Annotated in this window: 19 protein-coding genes and 1 tRNA gene; 12 read left to right on the top strand and 8 right to left on the bottom strand. The window is 43.8% G+C overall.

Annotation, left to right across the window (positions count from 1 at the left end):
- Nucleotides 1–9: 9 nt before the first annotated feature.
- On the top strand, nt 10–516 hold the full coding sequence (moaC, locus tag F6J90_RS05520) for a cyclic pyranopterin monophosphate synthase MoaC (protein ID WP_293091458.1): 507 nt from the start codon (nt 10–12) through the stop codon (nt 514–516).
- Nucleotides 517–518: 2 nt separating this feature from the next.
- Here the strand turns inward: moaC and moaB are convergent, their stop codons facing one another.
- Complete coding sequence (moaB, locus tag F6J90_RS05515; protein ID WP_366513692.1) at nt 519–1,040, bottom strand: molybdenum cofactor biosynthesis protein B; 522 nt, start codon at nt 1,038–1,040, stop codon at nt 519–521.
- 92 nt (nt 1,041–1,132) lie between these two features.
- Here moaB and F6J90_RS05510 point away from each other — a divergent pair, with 92 nt between their 5' ends.
- Both F6J90_RS05510 and F6J90_RS05505 read left to right on the top strand, forming a co-directional pair.
- Nucleotides 1,133–1,411 (top strand): 2TM domain-containing protein, encoded by a 279-nt coding sequence (locus tag F6J90_RS05510; RefSeq protein ID WP_008182041.1) that lies wholly within the window; start codon nt 1,133–1,135, stop codon nt 1,409–1,411.
- Nucleotides 1,412–1,677: 266 nt separating this feature from the next.
- Nucleotides 1,678–1,992 (top strand): DUF3181 family protein, encoded by a 315-nt coding sequence (locus F6J90_RS05505; protein WP_071103773.1) that lies wholly within the window; start codon nt 1,678–1,680, stop codon nt 1,990–1,992.
- A 136-nt stretch (nt 1,993–2,128) separates the two neighbouring features.
- Here the strand turns inward: F6J90_RS05505 and fba are convergent, their stop codons facing one another.
- From fba to F6J90_RS05485, 4 genes are all read right to left on the bottom strand, one after another.
- Nucleotides 2,129–3,208, bottom strand: a complete 1,080-nt coding sequence (gene fba, locus F6J90_RS05500; protein WP_008182039.1) for a class II fructose-bisphosphate aldolase — start codon at nt 3,206–3,208, stop codon at nt 2,129–2,131.
- 47 nt (nt 3,209–3,255) lie between these two features.
- Nucleotides 3,256–3,408 (bottom strand): hypothetical protein, encoded by a 153-nt coding sequence (locus tag F6J90_RS05495; RefSeq protein ID WP_293091456.1) that lies wholly within the window; start codon nt 3,406–3,408, stop codon nt 3,256–3,258.
- Nucleotides 3,409–3,812: 404 nt separating this feature from the next.
- Nucleotides 3,813–3,884: transfer RNA gene (locus F6J90_RS05490), tRNA-Lys, on the bottom strand.
- A 66-nt stretch (nt 3,885–3,950) separates the two neighbouring features.
- On the bottom strand, nt 3,951–4,820 hold the full coding sequence (locus F6J90_RS05485; protein WP_293091455.1) for an aldose epimerase: 870 nt from the start codon (nt 4,818–4,820) through the stop codon (nt 3,951–3,953).
- 80 nt (nt 4,821–4,900) lie between these two features.
- On the opposite strand from F6J90_RS05485, the gene F6J90_RS05480 reads away from it, so the two are divergent.
- The 3 genes from F6J90_RS05480 to F6J90_RS05470 all read left to right on the top strand — a co-directional run bounded on the left by F6J90_RS05480 (nt 4,901) and on the right by F6J90_RS05470 (nt 6,796).
- Nucleotides 4,901–5,122 carry a hypothetical protein gene (locus F6J90_RS05480; protein ID WP_293091454.1) on the top strand — a complete coding sequence of 74 codons (222 nt, stop codon included), beginning with the start codon at nt 4,901–4,903 and terminating at the stop codon, nt 5,120–5,122.
- Nucleotides 5,123–6,210: 1,088 nt separating this feature from the next.
- Nucleotides 6,211–6,450, top strand: coding sequence for a hypothetical protein (locus F6J90_RS05475; protein WP_293073742.1), 240 nt, complete (start codon nt 6,211–6,213; stop codon nt 6,448–6,450).
- 34 nt (nt 6,451–6,484) lie between these two features.
- Nucleotides 6,485–6,796 (top strand): DUF6679 family protein, encoded by a 312-nt coding sequence (locus F6J90_RS05470; RefSeq protein WP_293073739.1) that lies wholly within the window; start codon nt 6,485–6,487, stop codon nt 6,794–6,796.
- Between the two features lie 79 nt (nt 6,797–6,875).
- Here F6J90_RS05470 and F6J90_RS05465 read toward each other — a convergent pair whose 3' ends face one another.
- Nucleotides 6,876–8,507: an MBL fold metallo-hydrolase gene (locus F6J90_RS05465; protein WP_293091453.1), complete on the bottom strand. Its 1,632-nt coding sequence runs from the start codon at nt 8,505–8,507 to the stop codon at nt 6,876–6,878.
- A gap of 1,946 nt (nt 8,508–10,453) precedes the next feature.
- On the opposite strand from F6J90_RS05465, the gene F6J90_RS05460 reads away from it, so the two are divergent.
- The 4 genes from F6J90_RS05460 to F6J90_RS05445 all read left to right on the top strand — a co-directional run bounded on the left by F6J90_RS05460 (nt 10,454) and on the right by F6J90_RS05445 (nt 14,504).
- Nucleotides 10,454–11,506 (top strand): ABC transporter substrate-binding protein, encoded by a 1,053-nt coding sequence (locus F6J90_RS05460; RefSeq protein ID WP_293091452.1) that lies wholly within the window; start codon nt 10,454–10,456, stop codon nt 11,504–11,506.
- Nucleotides 11,507–11,804: 298 nt separating this feature from the next.
- Nucleotides 11,805–12,563, top strand: a complete 759-nt coding sequence (locus tag F6J90_RS05455) for an ABC transporter ATP-binding protein (RefSeq protein ID WP_070390962.1) — start codon at nt 11,805–11,807, stop codon at nt 12,561–12,563.
- 114 nt (nt 12,564–12,677) lie between these two features.
- Nucleotides 12,678–13,508 (top strand): ABC transporter permease, encoded by an 831-nt coding sequence (locus F6J90_RS05450; RefSeq protein WP_293091451.1) that lies wholly within the window; start codon nt 12,678–12,680, stop codon nt 13,506–13,508.
- A 108-nt stretch (nt 13,509–13,616) separates the two neighbouring features.
- Nucleotides 13,617–14,504 (top strand): glycosyltransferase family 2 protein, encoded by an 888-nt coding sequence (locus tag F6J90_RS05445; RefSeq protein ID WP_293091450.1) that lies wholly within the window; start codon nt 13,617–13,619, stop codon nt 14,502–14,504.
- A gap of 528 nt (nt 14,505–15,032) precedes the next feature.
- Here the strand turns inward: F6J90_RS05445 and F6J90_RS05440 are convergent.
- On the bottom strand, nt 15,033–15,755 hold the full coding sequence (locus F6J90_RS05440) for an SDR family NAD(P)-dependent oxidoreductase (RefSeq protein ID WP_293091449.1): 723 nt from the start codon (nt 15,753–15,755) through the stop codon (nt 15,033–15,035).
- A 176-nt stretch (nt 15,756–15,931) separates the two neighbouring features.
- On the opposite strand from F6J90_RS05440, the gene F6J90_RS05435 reads away from it, so the two are divergent.
- Both F6J90_RS05435 and folK read left to right on the top strand, forming a co-directional pair.
- Nucleotides 15,932–16,099, top strand: a complete 168-nt coding sequence (locus F6J90_RS05435; RefSeq protein WP_293091448.1) for a transposase — start codon at nt 15,932–15,934, stop codon at nt 16,097–16,099.
- Nucleotides 16,100–16,508: 409 nt separating this feature from the next.
- On the top strand, nt 16,509–17,030 hold the full coding sequence (gene folK, locus F6J90_RS05430) for a 2-amino-4-hydroxy-6-hydroxymethyldihydropteridine diphosphokinase (protein ID WP_293091447.1): 522 nt from the start codon (nt 16,509–16,511) through the stop codon (nt 17,028–17,030).
- Here folK and F6J90_RS05425 read toward each other — a convergent pair.
- A complete protein-coding gene (locus F6J90_RS05425) occupies nt 17,010–17,486 on the bottom strand; it encodes an NUDIX domain-containing protein (RefSeq protein ID WP_293091446.1) in 477 nt (158 codons plus the stop codon). The two genes, folK and F6J90_RS05425, sit on opposite strands and share 21 nt — an antisense overlap.
- Between the last annotated feature and the right edge of the window lie 146 nt (nt 17,487–17,632).

Below are 17,632 nucleotides of genomic sequence, written 5' to 3'. Positions count from 1 at the left end.
AGATCAAAAATGTCGCAATACTCTTGTGGAAATCAATCGTTATCCCATCTCGATAGTCAAGGTCAAGCTCAGATGGTCGATGTTTCTGGCAAAGAGCTTAGCAAACGTCAGGCAGTAGCCGCTGCTCAGGTACGGATGAAAACCACAACCTTCAACACCATCCAAGCTGGTAATGCCCCCAAGGGTGATGTCTTAGGAACCGCTAGGCTGGCTGGGATTATGGCAGCAAAGCAAACTTCCCAACTGATTCCTCTGTGTCATCCCTTGCCCCTACACAAGCTCGAAGTTCAAATCGAACCTGACCCCCAACTACCGGGATATCAGATTCAGGCATCTGTGACTACTAAAGCTGAAACTGGTGTAGAAATGGAAGCACTAACAGCAGTTTCTGTTGCAGCTTTGACCCTTTACGATATGGCCAAAGCTTTGGAAAAGTCTATCGCGATTGAATCGATTCGCCTGTTGAGTAAGACCGGAGGTAAATCCGGGGATTACCAAATCTCAGCCCATTGCTAAGATTAGGTTTCTCGCAAACGTGGCATCAGTTCCACCAGATTACAGGGGGAATTGCCCAAATCGAGCTGAGCTTTGATAATCTGCTCCCAACCTGTCCGACAAGCTCCAGAAGATCCTGGCAGACAAAAGATGTATGTTGCGTTAGCCACACCAGCCAGGGCACGAGATTGGATAGTAGAAGTCTTAATCTCTTGGTAGGAAATCATGCGGAAAATTTCACCAAAGCCCTGGATTTCCTTATCCAGCAGAGGTTGAATCGCTTCTGGTGTACCATCTCGACCTGTAACGCCAGTTCCTCCTGTAGTCAACACTACCTGTACAGATTCGTCAGCAATCCATCGCGAAACCACCTCACGGATTTTGTAGATGTTGTCTGGAACAAGAACCTTTTCCGCTAAGTGATGCCCTGCCTGGGTTAAACTCTCAACTAGCAGCTTACCCGACTTATCCGTGGCTTCGGTACGGGAATCCGACACCGTCATGACTGCAATATTTAAGGGAACAAACTGTTTGCTTCGGATCATGTTCAATCCAACATTAGGTTCTAGAATTAAATTAACTGACTAGGGTCGGTATCAGACCAAGCCGTTACACAACTAAAAACTGACAAATATCTATGCCTCCTCGTTGGCCTCGTAAACCTGACCGACGTGATCCAGCCTACCGTCGTCTAGATGACCGCATGAACTTTGCTGTACATGTAGCAATTTTTGCTGCTTGTAATTCCGGAGTGTGGTTCTTCAAAACTATACAGTATGCTCAATGGACTTGGGCATACTGGTTTACTGGTCTGTGGGGATTGATTTTAGTAGGGCATGGGGTTTATATATTTGCGATCGCAAACTATACTCCCCTGCCTACTCAAGAACCTCCAACCGAATCCCCTCAAGGATGAAATCACCCAAGATAATTGTAGTAATTGATTTTTTCTTGACTGTTGGCGCTTAACTGTTGACGGTTAACTGTTGACGGTTAACTGTTGACGGTTAACTGTTGACGGTTAACAGAAAGCCAACAAATAAACTCCGGTCTTTTAATACAAGGTGATGAGCAAACTGTTTTGAGGGAAAATTTAAACTTTACACCTTCAACTTTAAACCTTTAACTTTAAATCTTCCTTAGATATCCCAACATGTAATTAATTAGAAACAGCTAATTACCATGGCTAATCCAACTTCTACAGAAGCAATCGAAACTCTCGCTGCTGAAATTGGCGACAAAGTATATATTGATGTAGCCAAATGGCATCTCTACCTTAGGGATGCCCATCTACATACCACTTTGGCTGAACAATTTTATCCCCTACTAATCGATAACACTAATACAATCACAGAAGACCAGATGATGCCAATCCTGCAAAGCATTCAGGTCAAGCTAGGTGGTGGGAAACGGCAAGTTCCCCTAGCAGATTTGCTACCCATGCAGTGTCAGATGGATCTAATCGATATTCTCGAAGAGTATCAAAGACAGCTGTAAGTGTCTGAAAATAGGCAATTTTCAGATAACTAATCACTAATAACAAAAAATTGGGTAACTTTAACAGCTACCCAAATAATTCTGCTTGTTCTTGGTTCACCAAAACAGCAATGATTTTCCTGTGAAGCGTGAAAAACTAGGCAGTTACAGCCTTCTTCGCCACAGCACTTAACTCACCGTTGGCATACTTAGTTGCAAAAACATCGATAGTCGCTTGCTTGATCTTGCTAGCATTACCAGCAGTACCAAAGGCTTCGTAACGCTTCAAGCAAACCTGCTTCATATACTTGATAGAAGGCTTGAGGAAGTGACGGGGGTCAAAGTTAGAAGGATCTTTGGCAGCAGCTTCCCGGATAGCAGCAGTGATAGCCAAGCGGTTGTCGGTGTCGATGTTAACCTTACGGACACCGCTCTTAATACCCTTTTGAATTTCTTCAAGGGGTACACCATAGGTTTCAGGAATAGAACCACCGTACTGGTTGATCATGTCAAGCCACTCTTGAGGCACAGAGGAAGAACCGTGCATCACTAAGTGAGTGTTAGGCAGACGGTTATGAATTTCTTCAATCCGACTAATAGCAAGAATTTCTCCAGTCGGCTTGCGGGTGAACTTGTAAGCACCGTGGCTAGTACCAATAGCTACAGCTAGAGCATCAACTTGGGTGCGCTCAACAAATTCAACTGCTTCGTCGGGGTCGGTCAATAGTTGGTCGCGAGTCAGAGTTCCTTCAAATCCGTGACCATCTTCTTTGTCACCTTTACCGGTTTCGAGTGAACCTAGGCAACCCAGTTCCCCTTCAACACTAACACCGATAGCATGGGCAACTTTTACTACTTCGGCAGTAACACTGACGTTGTAATCGAAGCTGGCTGGAGTCTTAGCATCAGCTTCCAAGGAGCCATCCATCATCACACTGGTGAAGCCGTTACGAATTGCCGAATAGCAGGTGGCTGGGCTATTGCCATGGTCTTGGTGCATGGCAATGGGAATATGAGGGTAGGATTCCACCGCTGCTGTGACCAGATGGCGGAGGAAGTTTTCACCTGCATATTTGCGGGCACCACGAGAAGCTTGTAAGATTACCGGACTATCCGCTTCTTCAGCAGCCTGCATGATAGACAGGATTTGTTCCATGTTGTTAACGTTGTATGCTGGAATCCCGTAGCCGTTCTCAGCTGCGTGATCCAACAGTAGCCGCATGGGTACAAGTGCCATATTATATTCCTCCTAACTTTGTTTGTTAGCTATTCCGGCGAGAAGCCTCACGTCTGACACTCCCTAGTGACTCGTGAACAGAATCGCCAGTCCAGACATGTAAATCTAGTTGCTTCTAGACAGCGATGCAGCGAGGTAGCGCGGTCTTGGGGGTTCCCCCCATGAGCGACTACCGGTGCGGTCTTGGGGGTTTCCCCCATGAGCGACTGCATCAAGACAGGTTAATTCTTTAGATAATCTTAAGATATTTTGCAGCTTTTATTCAAATTTCTTGATTAGATCATCTAGACAAAGCTGAGTCTATAAAACTTGACAAAGATTACCAAATCTCTAAAAGACTACCCAACCACCCCTGGGAAAAATCTGGATAAACAGTAAAGTATAGGTAGTTTTGCTAAGAGTTTTGAGAAGAGCTCCTAACCTTTCTGATTTGAGCAATAATTTAAGGTTTGTTGGCTTTGCGGGCTCCAACAAGCCCAGGCAGTATACCTTTTAAAGCACAGAGGTGGTCAACTGTTCATTTTATACCTAGTACCTAATACTTACCTAGTACCTAGAATTCGTATCGATAGACATATAGGGCTAACTAGTAGTTAAGTAAAAATGGGTCGCCCGGGACTCGAACCCGGAACTAATCGGTTAAAAGCCGAGTACTCTACCATTGAGTTAGCGACCCGGTAAGCTTTTTTCAAACATACCTTTACTAATAATATCACATTGATAAGGAAATGTCTAGGGAAATTTAGAAAAATTTCGCCGTTAGCCTCACCGATGCCTCACTACTCTCTCCGGGAGCTAAGTGAGTTAAATTTTCCCCAGTGTTAAGAGCGTTACGGGGAGCACTCCAAGGTTCAAGGCAATAAAAGTCCTTGCCTTGAACTGTCCAAAATACCAAGGTCGAGTAAGCATCAGTGTAGGTCAATGCGATCGCTAATCCCCGTTCGGGATCAGTAACACTGGCAGTCTTATCACTGAGTTGCCCAAACGCTACATCAATTTCATCACAGCTAAAATCAAAACTGCCACTGAAAGGATGTACTGCTTGAGTTTGCTTCTCCTGATACTCCGATGCAGGAATATCAAACTCCAGTTTAGTTTTGTCAGACGTCAAGAAGTAGGGATGGAAACCTGTGGAAAAGGGCATCGGTTCAGCGGAATGATTAGTATAGCGCTGGTCAATGTCTAGGGTGTTGCCCTTTAATCGATAGGTAAAGGTAACTTCGAAGTCGAACGGATAGACAGAGCGAGTTTGGTCATTACTCTTGAGGGTGAGAGTCAACACTGCCATGTCATTCGTTGCACTATCAGTCACCTGCCAAGGCAAATTACGGGCAAAGCCGTGTTGTTTGAGAGTATAGTCTTTGCCAAGGTATGTATAAGTATCATTAACTAAGTTTCCACAGATGGGGAAGAGGATGGGAATGCCACCCCGTACACTCAGATTGGGATCTTTAAAGCGTTCCGCATCAAGATAAAAAATCTCGTGACCTTGGATATTCCACCGAGTGACAATGCCACCCCGTTCAGGAACCACTTCTAATCGAGACTGGGCATTGTGGTCAGTGAGAATGTAAGTTTCGTATTGGTCTTGACTGCGTACGATCTCAAACACTGGCTTTTCTCCCTTACGATTTAAAATCAGCTTTATCTATTGAGCGCCTGACCACTTTTAGTCACAGCAAGAGGCTATTTTTGAGTGACTCTGACTGCGACCGATGGCAGGTTGGCAGGTTGGCAGTTTTTTTTCCCAAATTCATGCTTAGTGCCAAGCACGTACAGGGATTAGTATGTCACAATGATGGGTATGTGGAACCTGTAGACACCTACCAAAATGCTTGCTCCTTGAACCAGAAGGCTTTAGCCACGCCGATGTTTATCAGCAGTAGGGTTTCTCCTGCTGTATCCTATAGATAGCCAAGTCGGTGACCAAAAATTTTGGGTCTCAAGCCCCGTCCTTCTAGGACGGCTTTTAAGTAGAGTATGTTAGAATAAACATGTAGCCTAGTACAGGTAGGATTCGTCGGTACTGCCAATTTAAAAACAACGACGTAAAGCGATACTAGTACACGAGGAGCGAAAAACCTCGCCAAAACGCATGGATCTTAACGGATACCGAAAACCAGTAAAATAGCAAATTGAAATACAAACGTACCGTGGGGCACACGGGAACGGGGGAGACCCAACGCTTAGGGAGATAAGCCCACTGGGATTAGTTAAATTAGGCTCGATATGCGCGTTTTTAAACGGGTATTAGGCTTAAATATTGCCTTTGCTGGATAACTAATTGTAAGGCATGTCGTAGAACTAAGAATCCCCGCTCATAAGCGGGCGGGGAGTGTCACAGCTAAGAAGACTAAGGGGAACGCCACAGCTCTTTTTGAGCCAAGTTTGTTAGTAGTGTGTTTAAACAGCCACAAAGCGTGTGAGTAAAATCCTACTGTCAACCTTGCTAGTACCCGGTTTTTAACCCCATGAGCAACATTAGCTCACAATCCCCTATGTTTAACTTGGGGGAGTTTTCGGATTCTTACTCCATTGCCATCGATAGCAATACTAGTGGAATCTAAGTTTCCAAATAACTATAGAGTAACCATACCCCCAAACACCATCTCTGAAAGACTACAGCACCATTGCTGGCAAGCAGCAGAAATGGGTTCGGGAGATATAGGATACTGAATTAAATCAACTAAGGGATGTAGCGCCGACCTGAGGGGGTTGCCCAAATTCGCGTTCTGCATCAAGACAATGCATAAAAACAATGCATAAAAAAAGTAATCAATCACACGAGCAGGGTTGATCAACTCAAACTCGCTTCTAATGCATGCCTTACTCTCAAGCAATGAACATAAAAGACTATTAAGCTATTTTAATCTTTAACAAGGAATAGACAAACCCGCTTAATTCCATGTTAAGTTAACCAAAAATGATTTCAAGCCAACCCCTACCCTTTAGGGCTGGGGATACGAGGAGTGAGCTACAATTACTGCTAATCCTTTAAATTCTTGGAATCCATTTTTGCTGCTTATGGCGGCTCGACTACTCAAGTAAATGGTATTTTAGTCGCCAGAGCCAACAAAAAAAGGATCTGGAGTATTCCTACTCTGGTGGCTCAGGTTTATTTTAGCCTTCGATTGTATCTCATCATCGTTCCGGATGGAGAGAAACCCGCCAATTATATTCGTGGGAAGTATGTCAAAATAAAGTTGTTTCTAAAGAAACGCAACCGCTTACTTCACCAGTAAAACCAAGAGTTATCTGCAACAGGAGAAGCCGAATATGCTACACCGCAAGATTTATCAACTCTGCTGCGATGGTCGTGAGGTCTGCGTTTTCTTGCGGGATCAGCAACGTTGGATTGAACGCGCCCGCATTGTTGATATCGAGGGAGATTTAGTCACAATTCGTTATGAAACAGACGAAGAGGATGAGATCAGTTCCTGGGAAGAAATGGTCCGCTTGGAAAGCATAGGCTCTGTGAGTCACAAGCTAGCTTCTGTTTTCCGAGGTAATGTTGATCCGATAGTCTCTGATGATTGTCCAGAGGCTGAACAAATCCACCCCCGCTCCCAAGACTTAAATCAGGACTAGATTGTTCATTGTTAATGGACAACTGTTAAGGGAAAATTGATAACTCACAACTAGCTAGCAATTTTCCCTTAACTATTCGTTACTCAAGGGGTTCTATCCGTTCAAAAACTGGACAGTATCCATCTAGTGTTACTTTAAAACCATAGAGAGCTGACGCTGGATTCCAGCAGCGCTGCCCTCTTTGGTACAGACAATTACCACAACACTCGATATTAATTGGTATCTTGGCTCTGCCCCCTTGTTTGAGTAGTTCTCGTTGTGACAATCCCCGCAAGACCAGTTCTTCTCCTTGCCAGCGGGCTTCTACTAAACCAGTATCAGCGAAATTTTGCCAACGAGGATCCGTTGCGATCGCCCTTGAAAGAGTGATATAGACAAGTGTATCTAATTCATTTAACTCTCCTTCATAGTTTGTTTCCGTTGGTAGAGCTGGTCTGATAAAGGTATCACCAATGGGAAGTTCTACCAGTGTTCCTGCTGCTGGCGTATGGAGGTGATATCGATTTTGTAACTCTTCCAAACCGGCAAGATCAGCTAGGTATGTAGGGGAGCCGTGAACAAAAATCACATGTTGAGGTCGAAGATTATGAATCAACTGGGTGGTTCCCAGACAATCCCCATGTTGAGCCAGCAGATAAGTTTCAACCTTAAGCCATCCGTAGTCATCCATTGGATCCAAAGATTTAAGATGTTCCGGTTGCAGGACAACCCAAGAAGGGTTCTCTTGCTGCCAGTACTCCCTCCAATCCATGTTTAAGTCAGTGAGGATAATACAGGGAGATTTACCGATAGCATCTCGGTGCTGGGGATCTAACCGCCGCACCCGAGGACGTACCCGCTCATCCCAAAACAAGGCTTGATGTCGGGCAAAATTTTGTACTGAGGTGGGAAAGTGAGACAGCAGTTCTAAGTAAGCATTACAACCAGCAGCCACCGTTCCATTGACCCAAATATCCAGGTCGCGTCCTGTAAAGTGGTGATGAGAGCGCAGGAGCATGAGGATTTCTTGACCTAGACCTAAGGTAGGCACTGGTAACAGCACTGAGTTATTGGTAGCAATTGCCTGCTCAATACGCTCTACTAGTTGATTTTCTTGTTGCCGCCGATGGGGATGTCGAGCAGTACCATAACTGCCTTCTACAATTACCACATCCGGCTGTGTCCCCCTGAGCGATTCAAGGGATAATCCCTCCACCAGCCGTGAGTTCGACAGGAAAAAATCACCGGTGTAAAGCAGTCGGTAAGTTCGATGGCGAGTGGTGTAAGTTAGTAAAAATGCTGCTGCTCCTGGCAAGTGTCCAGCTGGGAACAATTGAGCAGTGAGTCCCTCGCAGAATTCTACAGGGGTAGCCCACGGCAGAGCTTGACAAAATGGGGGAATATCTTCAGGAGGCAGTTCCGGCCAGTTGAGTAGTAATAGTTGAGTCGTTACCTCACTGGCGTAAATTGGTAATTGTGGAAAAGTTTGGTGAAGAGCCAGCAATCCCTGAGTATGGTCTGAGTGAGCGTGGCTACACAGGACTAAATCTGCTGGTGGTATCCCATCGATCTGTAGGGGGGAAATGTCTTCTAATCCACAATCAAGGAGAATGCGGTGTGGTCCCATCTGCACCAACAAACAGATCCCTTCTGCACCATGACCAACACCGTAAGGAAAGCAGGTTAATCGGTCATCCTGATCAGAGGATGCTACTGGGCGTTGATTGCTCATGAGCTTCAACTTAAATTTTAGCTAATCTGGCTCCGTTAACCCACGTCTTACTAATCAGGGAAGGGTGAATGATTAAGCCTTGGAAGAGGCAGACAGAATGGGTGATCGCCAACGGAAAATAAGGTGAAACTATTTTTCCGTTGGCTGTATCTTCCTTGAACGGAAAATTCAACGGATTCTTCCCCAGTCAAAACAAACGTGGTAGAGTTGTCACTCCGTACGAATTTAGAGGGGTTTGTATGCTGGATATACCCTATAGGTCACTCTGGAGTCTATGAAAATCCCACACCCTACCCCTTAGGGTGGGTGTGGGTAGTTCTCAACTAGTTTCCCTTCTTTCGAGGTCAGAGTCAAGAGGGGATAAGGGCTGCCAACAACATCACCACAGTAGGGAGTTAAGTAGGGATGGACTGGCGAAGTTCCTCTAACCTCTAAGTGAGGATTTTAATTTTTTGACACTCCCCATCCCTAGAAGGCAGGGGCTTGGTTGGGAAAACCCCCGTGAGCCCCCTTACACTCCCCGCTCTTCGGTCAGCATCTAGCCTTTAGCCTCTGCTTTGATGCTAGATGCATGGGTTTTTCCAAGGCTAAACGATGAAGGCTTTTTGAAAGCTCAGCAGCTGACAGCTAAATTGACACTCCCCGCCCTGGAAGGAAGGGGATTCCCAGATCCACGATCGGCCTTAAACCTTTGTCTCCTAATCCCTGACTCTGTCAGAAACCGGGCAATGTCTAAACCGAAATCCCGTCAAGACCAAGACTTTAGTTTAGTTCACAAAAGACCCAGCGGGCTGATCTCCTTGGGCGTTTAGCAACAAGATTGAGAAGTGCCTTATGAAGTCCGTTTCTCCTCTGTTTCACCTGGTTCCGGCGTGCCCCGCCGTACCATTTAATCTTAAACTGTGCAATGCTCGGGTTCACACACCAACTGCTAATTGATGATTGGGTTTTTAGCGATGCAGCGCGGTCTTGGGGGTTTCCCCCATGAGCGACTGCATCAAGAAAGGAGGACTTTCCCTACCCTCCGGGCATTAGTACTTTTAGGTCAATAAGTTACGGGTCTCTCTCCCGGCTCAGCCATCGCCAAAGGCGACGCGGGGCGCGTTCGGTTTTTCAGCCTGTACCCTACACTCTGATTATACTATAGCGCGATAGTTGTGTCAACTAAAAGCCGTCCTAGAAGGACGGGGCTTTAAACCCAGAATTTGCGGTAAATACTGGAAGCTTAGTGTGCAGAGCCGTTGCCGTGATAATCGTCTGAATCATAAAATCCGTTCTTAGTCCCAAAAAACAGGCACAAAGCAGTAAAAGCAATTGTTAGTACCACTAAAACCAGTTTTACTTCCATTTTCTTAATAACTCCTCATGGCTGTGAGAAAAAAGCGTCACGTTCATTGTAACTCCCTCTTTCGTCCAGAACCTGCCTCAATCCCCTGCCTAAGCTGTCACGCACTTAATTTTTGGGTTGAGGCTGATGGGGAGATGGGGAAATGGAGGTGGGGAGAGGGTTTCATGGTTTGTTTCATAAGATGAACAGATTCAATTTAGATGCGTGTTAGCTTAAAATCTATAAATAGTGTAATATTGTTATATTGCTATATAATTATATTTTATTAATTAGAGCGAGTATGGTATTATTTCTATCAGTGTGTTTGTTGGGGTTTAAACGCCAAAGTGATAGTGAGCTTAGAAAAAATGGCAAGTACAAAGTACCAGCTTAGTGAGTACAGCTTAGTGATTACTGCTTAGTGAGTACAGCTTAGTGCGATCGCTATCGGTAGTAACTTAGGTAAATTACGCACTATCTTAGAAGCTGCTAATCGCGAACCTAGACCAAATTCAAGGTTTTTCCCTACCAGACCGTTCTAGTTTGCCTAAAGCTGCACCATTTCAAACCACCACAACCAGATCATCTCAATTACTGCTCTAGCCGGTTGAAGTTTTATATGAAAGAAATCTATAAAATTAAGCGTCGCCAATTACTTAAACTTAGCTCCATCACTCTTGGTAGTAGTGTTTTGGCAGCTTGTAATAATCAAACCTCTACACCATTAACTACAGAAAAAAAAGGTAAATTAGATAAAATAAAATTTGCTCTGGGCTGGAAAGCTGAAGCAGAGTACGGTGGTTTTTATCAGGCTGTTGCTACTGGCATTTATCAAAATTATGACCTAGATGTTACTATACAACCAACAGGTCCTCAGAGCAATCCTACCCAATTATTACTGGGAGGAGTAGTTGATTTAAGTATGGGACAGGCTGTTGATGCTATCAAAGCAGTGCAACAAGGTATTCCCAAAATGACTGTAGCAAGTATCTTCCAAAAAGGAATACGAATTCTCTTGGCTCATCCAGGGGTAGGCAATGACTCTCTAGCACAATTAAAAGGTAAACCGATTTTTGTTGCTCCTGGAGCCATCACAACCTATTGGCCCCTACTCAAGGCAAAATACGGTTTTACAGATGACCAGAAACGCCCCTATAACTTTAATGTTAGCCCTTTCTTAGTAGATAAAAATTCAGCCCAACAGGGAATTTTGACCTCTGAACCTTACATTATAGAAAAACAAGGAGGCTTTAAGCCCAATATATTACCCTTAGCAGATGCTGGTTACAATCCCTATAGTTTCACCATTGAAACCACGAAGAAACTCGTTGAAACTAACCCCGACCTGGTTCAGCGATTTGTTGATGCCTCAATCAAAGGATGGTATAGCTATCTAGAGAATCCCGAACCAGCCAATGAGCTGATCAAAAAAGATAATCCAGAGATGAGTGATGACCTAATTGCCTATGGTCTGGATAAGCTTCAAGAGTATGGTATTATCATCTCTGGTGATGCTGAAAAACTTGGCATTGGGGCAATGACCGATGAACGCTGGGAAAGTTTGTTCAATGAGTTAGTTACCGTTGGGGTACTTGATGCCAAGACTGATTACAAACAAGCCTACACCTTAGCATTTGTCAATAAAGGAGTAAATTTTTATACAAAAAGTTAGTCAACATTTTAGTTTATTAGTTACTTTAATTAAGTACCAAAATAACAGCTTATTAAAAAAAAAGTAAAATGCCGAATATATTATTTATAGACATGTTAACCTCAAATTTATTAGATATTGTTATTAGACATTAATTTATATCTAGCTAGTGGATAATTTTAACTATTATTAACGGATTGCTAATCACTGATTAGACCTCTTGCAAAAGTAGTTTTATGATACTGTTTTTATAAATTTTTTTCCGCTGTTACCTGTTACCGACTTCTGCAAGAAGTCTATTGCTACTAACTGACAATAGATGAACCAAAAACCAGCTATTTCTCTTACCCATGTCAACAAAACTTTTGACAATGGTACTGTAGCGCTAAAAGACCTAAATCTCAACATCAATAAGTCCGAATTCATCAGTCTGGTAGGACCATCGGGATGTGGTAAGAGTACCCTGCTACGCATCATTGCTGGACTAAGCACTATGAGTTCGGGAAACATAGAATGGAGCGATCGCGCCCACCAAAAGGAGATAGCTTTTGTCTTCCAAGAAGCAGCACTAATGCCTTGGGCAACGGTAATGGGAAATGTTCGTTTGCCTCTTAAATTGGCTAGGGTCTCTAAAAAAGTTGCTGATCATGCTATTAAAGAAGCGCTCCAATTAGTTGGACTGGAAAGTTTTGCCCAATCCTATCCCCGTCAACTATCCGGTGGCATGAAAATGCGAGTCTCTATTGCCAGAGCTCTTGTTACTTCTCCCAAGGTATTGCTGATGGATGAGCCCTTTGGAGCCTTGGATGATATCACTCGTACTAAGCTTAACCTGGAGTTACTTGATTTGTGGAGTAAAAAACACTGGACTGTGGTTTTTGTGACTCACAATATTTATGAAGCCGTATATCTATCCAATCGGGTGGTAGTAATGGCAGCTCGTCCAGGTCGAGTAGTGGCGGATATAACTATTGATGAACCATCACCACGTAACGAACAGTTTCGTACATCCTTAGTTTATACAAAATATTGTCAGAAGGTGGCTGAGCAGTTGTCAAAAGGGATGAATTATGAGTGATAATTTATAAATTATTATTTAGACATAACTGATAAATTATGATTATCAAAAATATGAATATAAATTTTACAGCAATTTTACAGCTATATTAAACGGTATCTAATAATTTTATTTATGAAAAAAAATAAAGCATTCGTTCTGGCAAAGCTAAAACTGAACCATTTGCTATCTATCGATATTATAGCCCCTGTGGCAGTGGGAATCCTGGTGTTGATGGTGTGGGATATATCTGTTCGAGTGACTAGTACGCCCTCCTACATATTACCAGGTCCTTTGCTAATTATCAAGGTATTAATTAGGGACTGGAACAGTTTATTTCAGCCATTGCTGATCACCATAAAAATCACTGTAGCGGCCTTTATAACAGCAGCAGTTTCAGGCTTGCTAATTGCCATGTTAATGGCTCAGAGTAAGTGGATTGAAAAAAGCTTATATCCCTATGCAGTAGTTCTGCAAACAATGCCTATTGCTGCGATCGCGCCTTTAATTATTATTTGGCTGAGGAACAATACCTTCGCTGCTTTGGTAATTTGTGCTTGGATTGTAGCATTCTTCCCGATTATTTCTAATACGACGTTTGGTTTAAATAGTATCGATTCCAACTTAAGTGACCTGTTCCGGCTTTACAAAGCATCTCGCTGGCAGACAATGCTGTATCTGCGATTACCAAGTGCTTTACCCTATTTTTTAGCTGCATTACGTATTAGTGGTGGATTAGCCTTAATCGGAGCAGTAGTAGCTGAGTTTGTTGCCGGTACAGGCGGTGCTAATTCAGGAATTGCTTATCAAATGCTAATTGCTGGCTACAATCTCGAAATTCCCCGGATGTTTGCTGCTTTGTTTATGATTAGTAGTCTAGGTATCTTGATTTTTGTACTCTTGACCACCTTATCCAACTTGGTTCTGGGGCAATGGCATGAAAGTTCTCTCAGAAGAGATAATTGATCTGATAATTAAGATAATTGATCTGATAATTAATAGTGATAATTAATAAGGAACCAGCTATAAACCTTAATCTTTTCAGCGATTCGATTTCGATAGAGTCAGAGAACTATGCCTGAGAAAAATAAACCCCTAGTCAGCATTATCATTCCAGCATACCAAGCCGAAAATACAATCGCGCAAGCTATCAAAAGCCTTATAGCACAGACTTATTCAAACTGGGAGGTGGTGATTGGTTCGGACGATGGAGTAGACTACTTATCCTTACTATCTCGCCAAGGTATTAACGATCCGCGATTGAAACAAGCATTTACAGGGGGGTGTGGCAGTGGAGAAGGTCCCGCCCGCAACACGGCGGTAGCAATTTCTACTGGGGAGGTGATTGCCAACCTAGATGCTGATGATGCCTATGAACCAAACCGTCTAGCAGAAATGGTTCCTCTGGCCATGACCTATGGTGCTGCAATCGACAACACTGGCGTGTACAACACTGACCTAATTATGTACAAGTGTCCATTCCGCGATCGCACCACGCTTACCTTTGCTACGGCGGACGACATCCTCAAACCTCGTGTGCCTTTTTTCCCAGTTTTCCGCCGGAAATTTTTGGGTCGAGGTTGGACTAAAGTTCCCTTTGCTGCCGACGTTATGTTCAATCTTGAGCTGTTAAGCCGAGTTGGAAAGATAGCAATCCATCCTCAGCCCCTTTACCAATACTACAAGCGTCATAATTCTATCACGCAATCAGCGACAGCTTTTGAAACTGCCGAGCTAGCCTATCATAAAATTCTGGCACTGCTGGATGCTCGGGAACTTGATCTTACTGAAGATATCCGCAGCGCAGCCATAGAGGAGTTCTCCCAAAATCTACGCCTCAATCGTGTGTTCCGTCAGTATATGCAGTCGGGACGCTGCCAAAATCTTGAGGAATTTCTCGATATGACCGAGAACGGACATGCTGACTGGCTCAAGTCTGAATTGGAAATGGAACAATTGTAATTTCTCAATTCCTAATTCTCAATGCAATGGGGAAGCTTGACAAACCCAGACGCAATCGCGGGAAATATTATATATTTTAATAGGATTTTATAGTTAAGATGGTTCAGAAATTTTTCCATAACTTTATCAGTAATTGTATCAGTCATTATGGATAAAACGGAATCATCTATTTTCCCGATAAAGTTCAGGTGCCATCCCCTTAAAAATTTCTGCCACCCCAACTCACTGAGAAAGTGACTATGGTGAAAAATACCTTAAAAAATACAGAGGCGATCACCCCGCCAGCTATTTGACTAAATATAGCGGTTTTTAGCCTAATGAGGTACACAGGATTTTTTACCTTTTCTTTCTTCTGACTTTACTGCTCCCTGCTCCCTGCTCCCTGCTCCCTGCTCCCTGCTCCCTGCTCCCTGCTCCCTGCTCCCTGCTCCCTGCTCCCTGCTCCCTGCTCCCTGCTCCCTGCTCCCTGCTCCCTGCTCCCTATAAACCCAAAAACTTGTACCTTACTAGGTTAAAAACCGCTATATACTAAATATATTGACCACCATCCAGCGTAATCGTGCTACCCGTTAGAAAATCTTGTTCAAGTAAAAACAGGGCGCTGTCCGTCACTACTTTGGTATTTCCAGGGATTTTTAATGGAATAAACTTACGGGCATAATTTTCCATAAAGGCTTGAGGGTCTGGGTCACCTGGAGGTTCGAGAATTTGTCCCAGCGCTAAACCATTTACTGTAATGCGGGGGGCTAATTCCAATGCCATAATTTTTGTCATATCCCACAATCCCCGTTTGGTAATTCGATAGGCAAAATGGTTAGTATCTGGCTTGGCAATACCAGCATCGTTAATATTAATAATTTTGCCATTCCTATTTTGGGGAAGTTGCTTGGCAAACCCTTGACTGAGTTGGAAGGGGGCACGAAGGTTAATGGCAAAAATTTTATCCCACAGAGCGACATCAGTCTGGGCAAATAGATCTTCTTCTGGGAAGATAGAAGCGCTATTAATCAGGATGTCGATTTTTCCAAAGGTTTCAACTGCTTGAGGGATAATAGTGTCTGTGGCCACGGGGTCGGCGAGATTAGCGGAGTAGGTAATAGCTCGCACTCCCAAGGACTCTGCTTCGGCTTTGACTTCAGCAGCTGCATCAGCAGAGCGTCCGTAATGAATAAAGACATCGCACCCAGCTTTAGCAAGAGCGATAACAAGAGCACGTCCTACCCGAATGCCCCCCCCAGTTATAAGGGCCACTTTTCCCCTTAAGTCCATGGTGTTACTTAGATGATTTCTATTATCAAACCAGAAAACAAACTCTCTGACCAAAAACAGGAGGGCACAAGCCCCAAGTTTCTAATCTACCTTCCGCACTGTGAAGTCCAGAAGCTATATCATGAGTAAGTTAACACAAACAAGGAGGTAAAGCAAGCATGTTAGTACTGGCATACAAGGCTGTAGTCAAAAAAACTCAAGCTAAAGCAATAGATGAAGCTATTCGGACATCTCAATTTGTGCGCAATAAAGTACTTAGATACTGGCTCGACAATCCCGGTGTTGCTAAGAAAAAGCAACACCACGTACAATACTCGATTATGTAGTGAATATGGATTTTCCAAAGACCTGAACAGCCATAAGACAGCCGAGAAAGATATTAAAGGCTCCCAACGCAAAATTCACAAAAAGAAGAAGGGATCATCGGGTAGGAAAAAAGCTCGTGAAGTTTATGGTCCCAAGCATCATTGAGTAACAAGAAAAAGGAATGAACACACCAACAGACGCTTCGCGTAACGGCGTTGCAAGAAACGTGGTTGAAACTAGAATCCCCTGCCTTCTAGGCATGGGGAGTCTCAAAAACCCCCATACAATAGAACAGGTAATGGGTTAAACCACTTTGGGAAGGGTGAATCTTCTCGTGAATGCAAGATAAGTGATACTCAGTCCCATTGAGGCGTGGTCTAAAGCTGCTGTGTTAACCGATGAAGGTCGATGGTCTATAATTCAGGAAAATTGGTAACCACAAAGCTTTCATTGAGCGCGATCGCTCTTGGCAGTAACCTGGGTGACTCTCGTGCCATCCTAGAAGCTGCCCTCAGAAAACTCGACCAAACCCTAGGCGTTACCGTAAAATTGTGCTCTAGTTGGTATAAAACTGCACCAGTTGGACCGCCACAACCTGATTATCTCAATGGTTGTGCCCTTTTGGAGGTGGAACTAAGTCCCCAGAAATTGCTAGAGACTCTGCTAAGAATTGAACAAGAGTTTGGTAGAGTCCGTCAGGAACATTGGGGACCACGAACCCTAGACCTAGATTTACTTTTATTTGATGATTTGATTCTACAGACACCTGAGCTCCAAATCCCTCACCCGCGTATGAGACAGAGAGCTTTTGTGCTAGTGCCCTTGGTAGAAATTGCTCCTGATTGGGTAGAACCAGTCTCGGGACAGAGTATTTTCCAACTGGTTCAAAAGCTAGACTGTTCTGGAGTTAAGTTGTTGTCTGATACTTCGCTAGTAGGTTTTCCCAAGTAATTGCCTTTGCAGATAATCCTCAATCAACACGCGAGTATAGGTATTGAGGGGATACTCCATTGCCTGTTGCGGAGTAACCCATACCCATTCCTCAATTTCTTCGTTGGGGGTTATCGTTTCCCTAGCAGAGAATGCATAGTAGTTGACCATAATGAAATGGGCTTCTCGGACAAAGTTAGAGTCTAGCACCGCTTCTTGTAACAACCCAAAGCTCACTTGGGTTAACTCTAGACCAACTTCTTCTCGAAACTCCCTTAGGAGTGCCGATTCTAGCGTTTCGCCCCATTCTACTTTACCTCCCGGTACACCCCATAAACCCTTCCACTTAGTAGTTTTGACAATTAAGACTCTTCTACTAGGATTGACAACAAGTGCCCCTACAGTAGTCAAGGGAAACTGCTTCTGCACGGATACTGGTTTGATTGTGGTTTTATTTGGTGTGGTTTTATTTGGCATCGCTTTGCTTAGCTGATCCTTCCCCAGTCTTATGTAACACATGGATAGATTTGCAATTAGTCTCCTATTACCAGAAAACCAAGATTGCTTATGGCTAAAATTGTCTCATACTCTTAACTGTTCAACGTGACTTCGATAGAACTCAG

It is taken from the genome of Moorena sp. SIOASIH (assembly GCF_010671925.1).
Taxonomy (GTDB): Bacteria; Cyanobacteriota; Cyanobacteriia; order Cyanobacteriales; family Coleofasciculaceae; genus Moorena.
This window is presented reverse-complemented; position numbering and strand designations above follow the sequence as displayed.

Coding starts and splice junctions, on each gene's coding strand:
- F6J90_RS05470 (WP_293073739.1), top strand. CDS start 6,485: ATGCTACACCGCAAGATTTATCAACTCTGCTGCGATGGTCGTGAGGTC.
- F6J90_RS05425 (WP_293091446.1), bottom strand. CDS start 17,486: ATGCCAAATAAAACCACACCAAATAAAACCACAATCAAACCAGTATCC.
- F6J90_RS05435 (WP_293091448.1), top strand. CDS start 15,932: ATGTTAGTACTGGCATACAAGGCTGTAGTCAAAAAAACTCAAGCTAAA.
- F6J90_RS05465 (WP_293091453.1), bottom strand. CDS start 8,507: ATGAGCAATCAACGCCCAGTAGCATCCTCTGATCAGGATGACCGATTA.
- F6J90_RS05450 (WP_293091451.1), top strand. CDS start 12,678: ATGAAAAAAAATAAAGCATTCGTTCTGGCAAAGCTAAAACTGAACCAT.
- F6J90_RS05505 (WP_071103773.1), top strand. CDS start 1,678: ATGGCTAATCCAACTTCTACAGAAGCAATCGAAACTCTCGCTGCTGAA.
- F6J90_RS05455 (WP_070390962.1), top strand. CDS start 11,805: ATGAACCAAAAACCAGCTATTTCTCTTACCCATGTCAACAAAACTTTT.
- F6J90_RS05445 (WP_293091450.1), top strand. CDS start 13,617: ATGCCTGAGAAAAATAAACCCCTAGTCAGCATTATCATTCCAGCATAC.
- F6J90_RS05460 (WP_293091452.1), top strand. CDS start 10,454: ATGAAAGAAATCTATAAAATTAAGCGTCGCCAATTACTTAAACTTAGC.
- F6J90_RS05510 (WP_008182041.1), top strand. CDS start 1,133: ATGCCTCCTCGTTGGCCTCGTAAACCTGACCGACGTGATCCAGCCTAC.
- F6J90_RS05495 (WP_293091456.1), bottom strand. CDS start 3,408: ATGGGGGAAACCCCCAAGACCGCACCGGTAGTCGCTCATGGGGGGAAC.
- moaB (WP_366513692.1), bottom strand. CDS start 1,040: ATGATCCGAAGCAAACAGTTTGTTCCCTTAAATATTGCAGTCATGACG.
- moaC (WP_293091458.1), top strand. CDS start 10: ATGTCGCAATACTCTTGTGGAAATCAATCGTTATCCCATCTCGATAGT.
- fba (WP_008182039.1), bottom strand. CDS start 3,208: ATGGCACTTGTACCCATGCGGCTACTGTTGGATCACGCAGCTGAGAAC.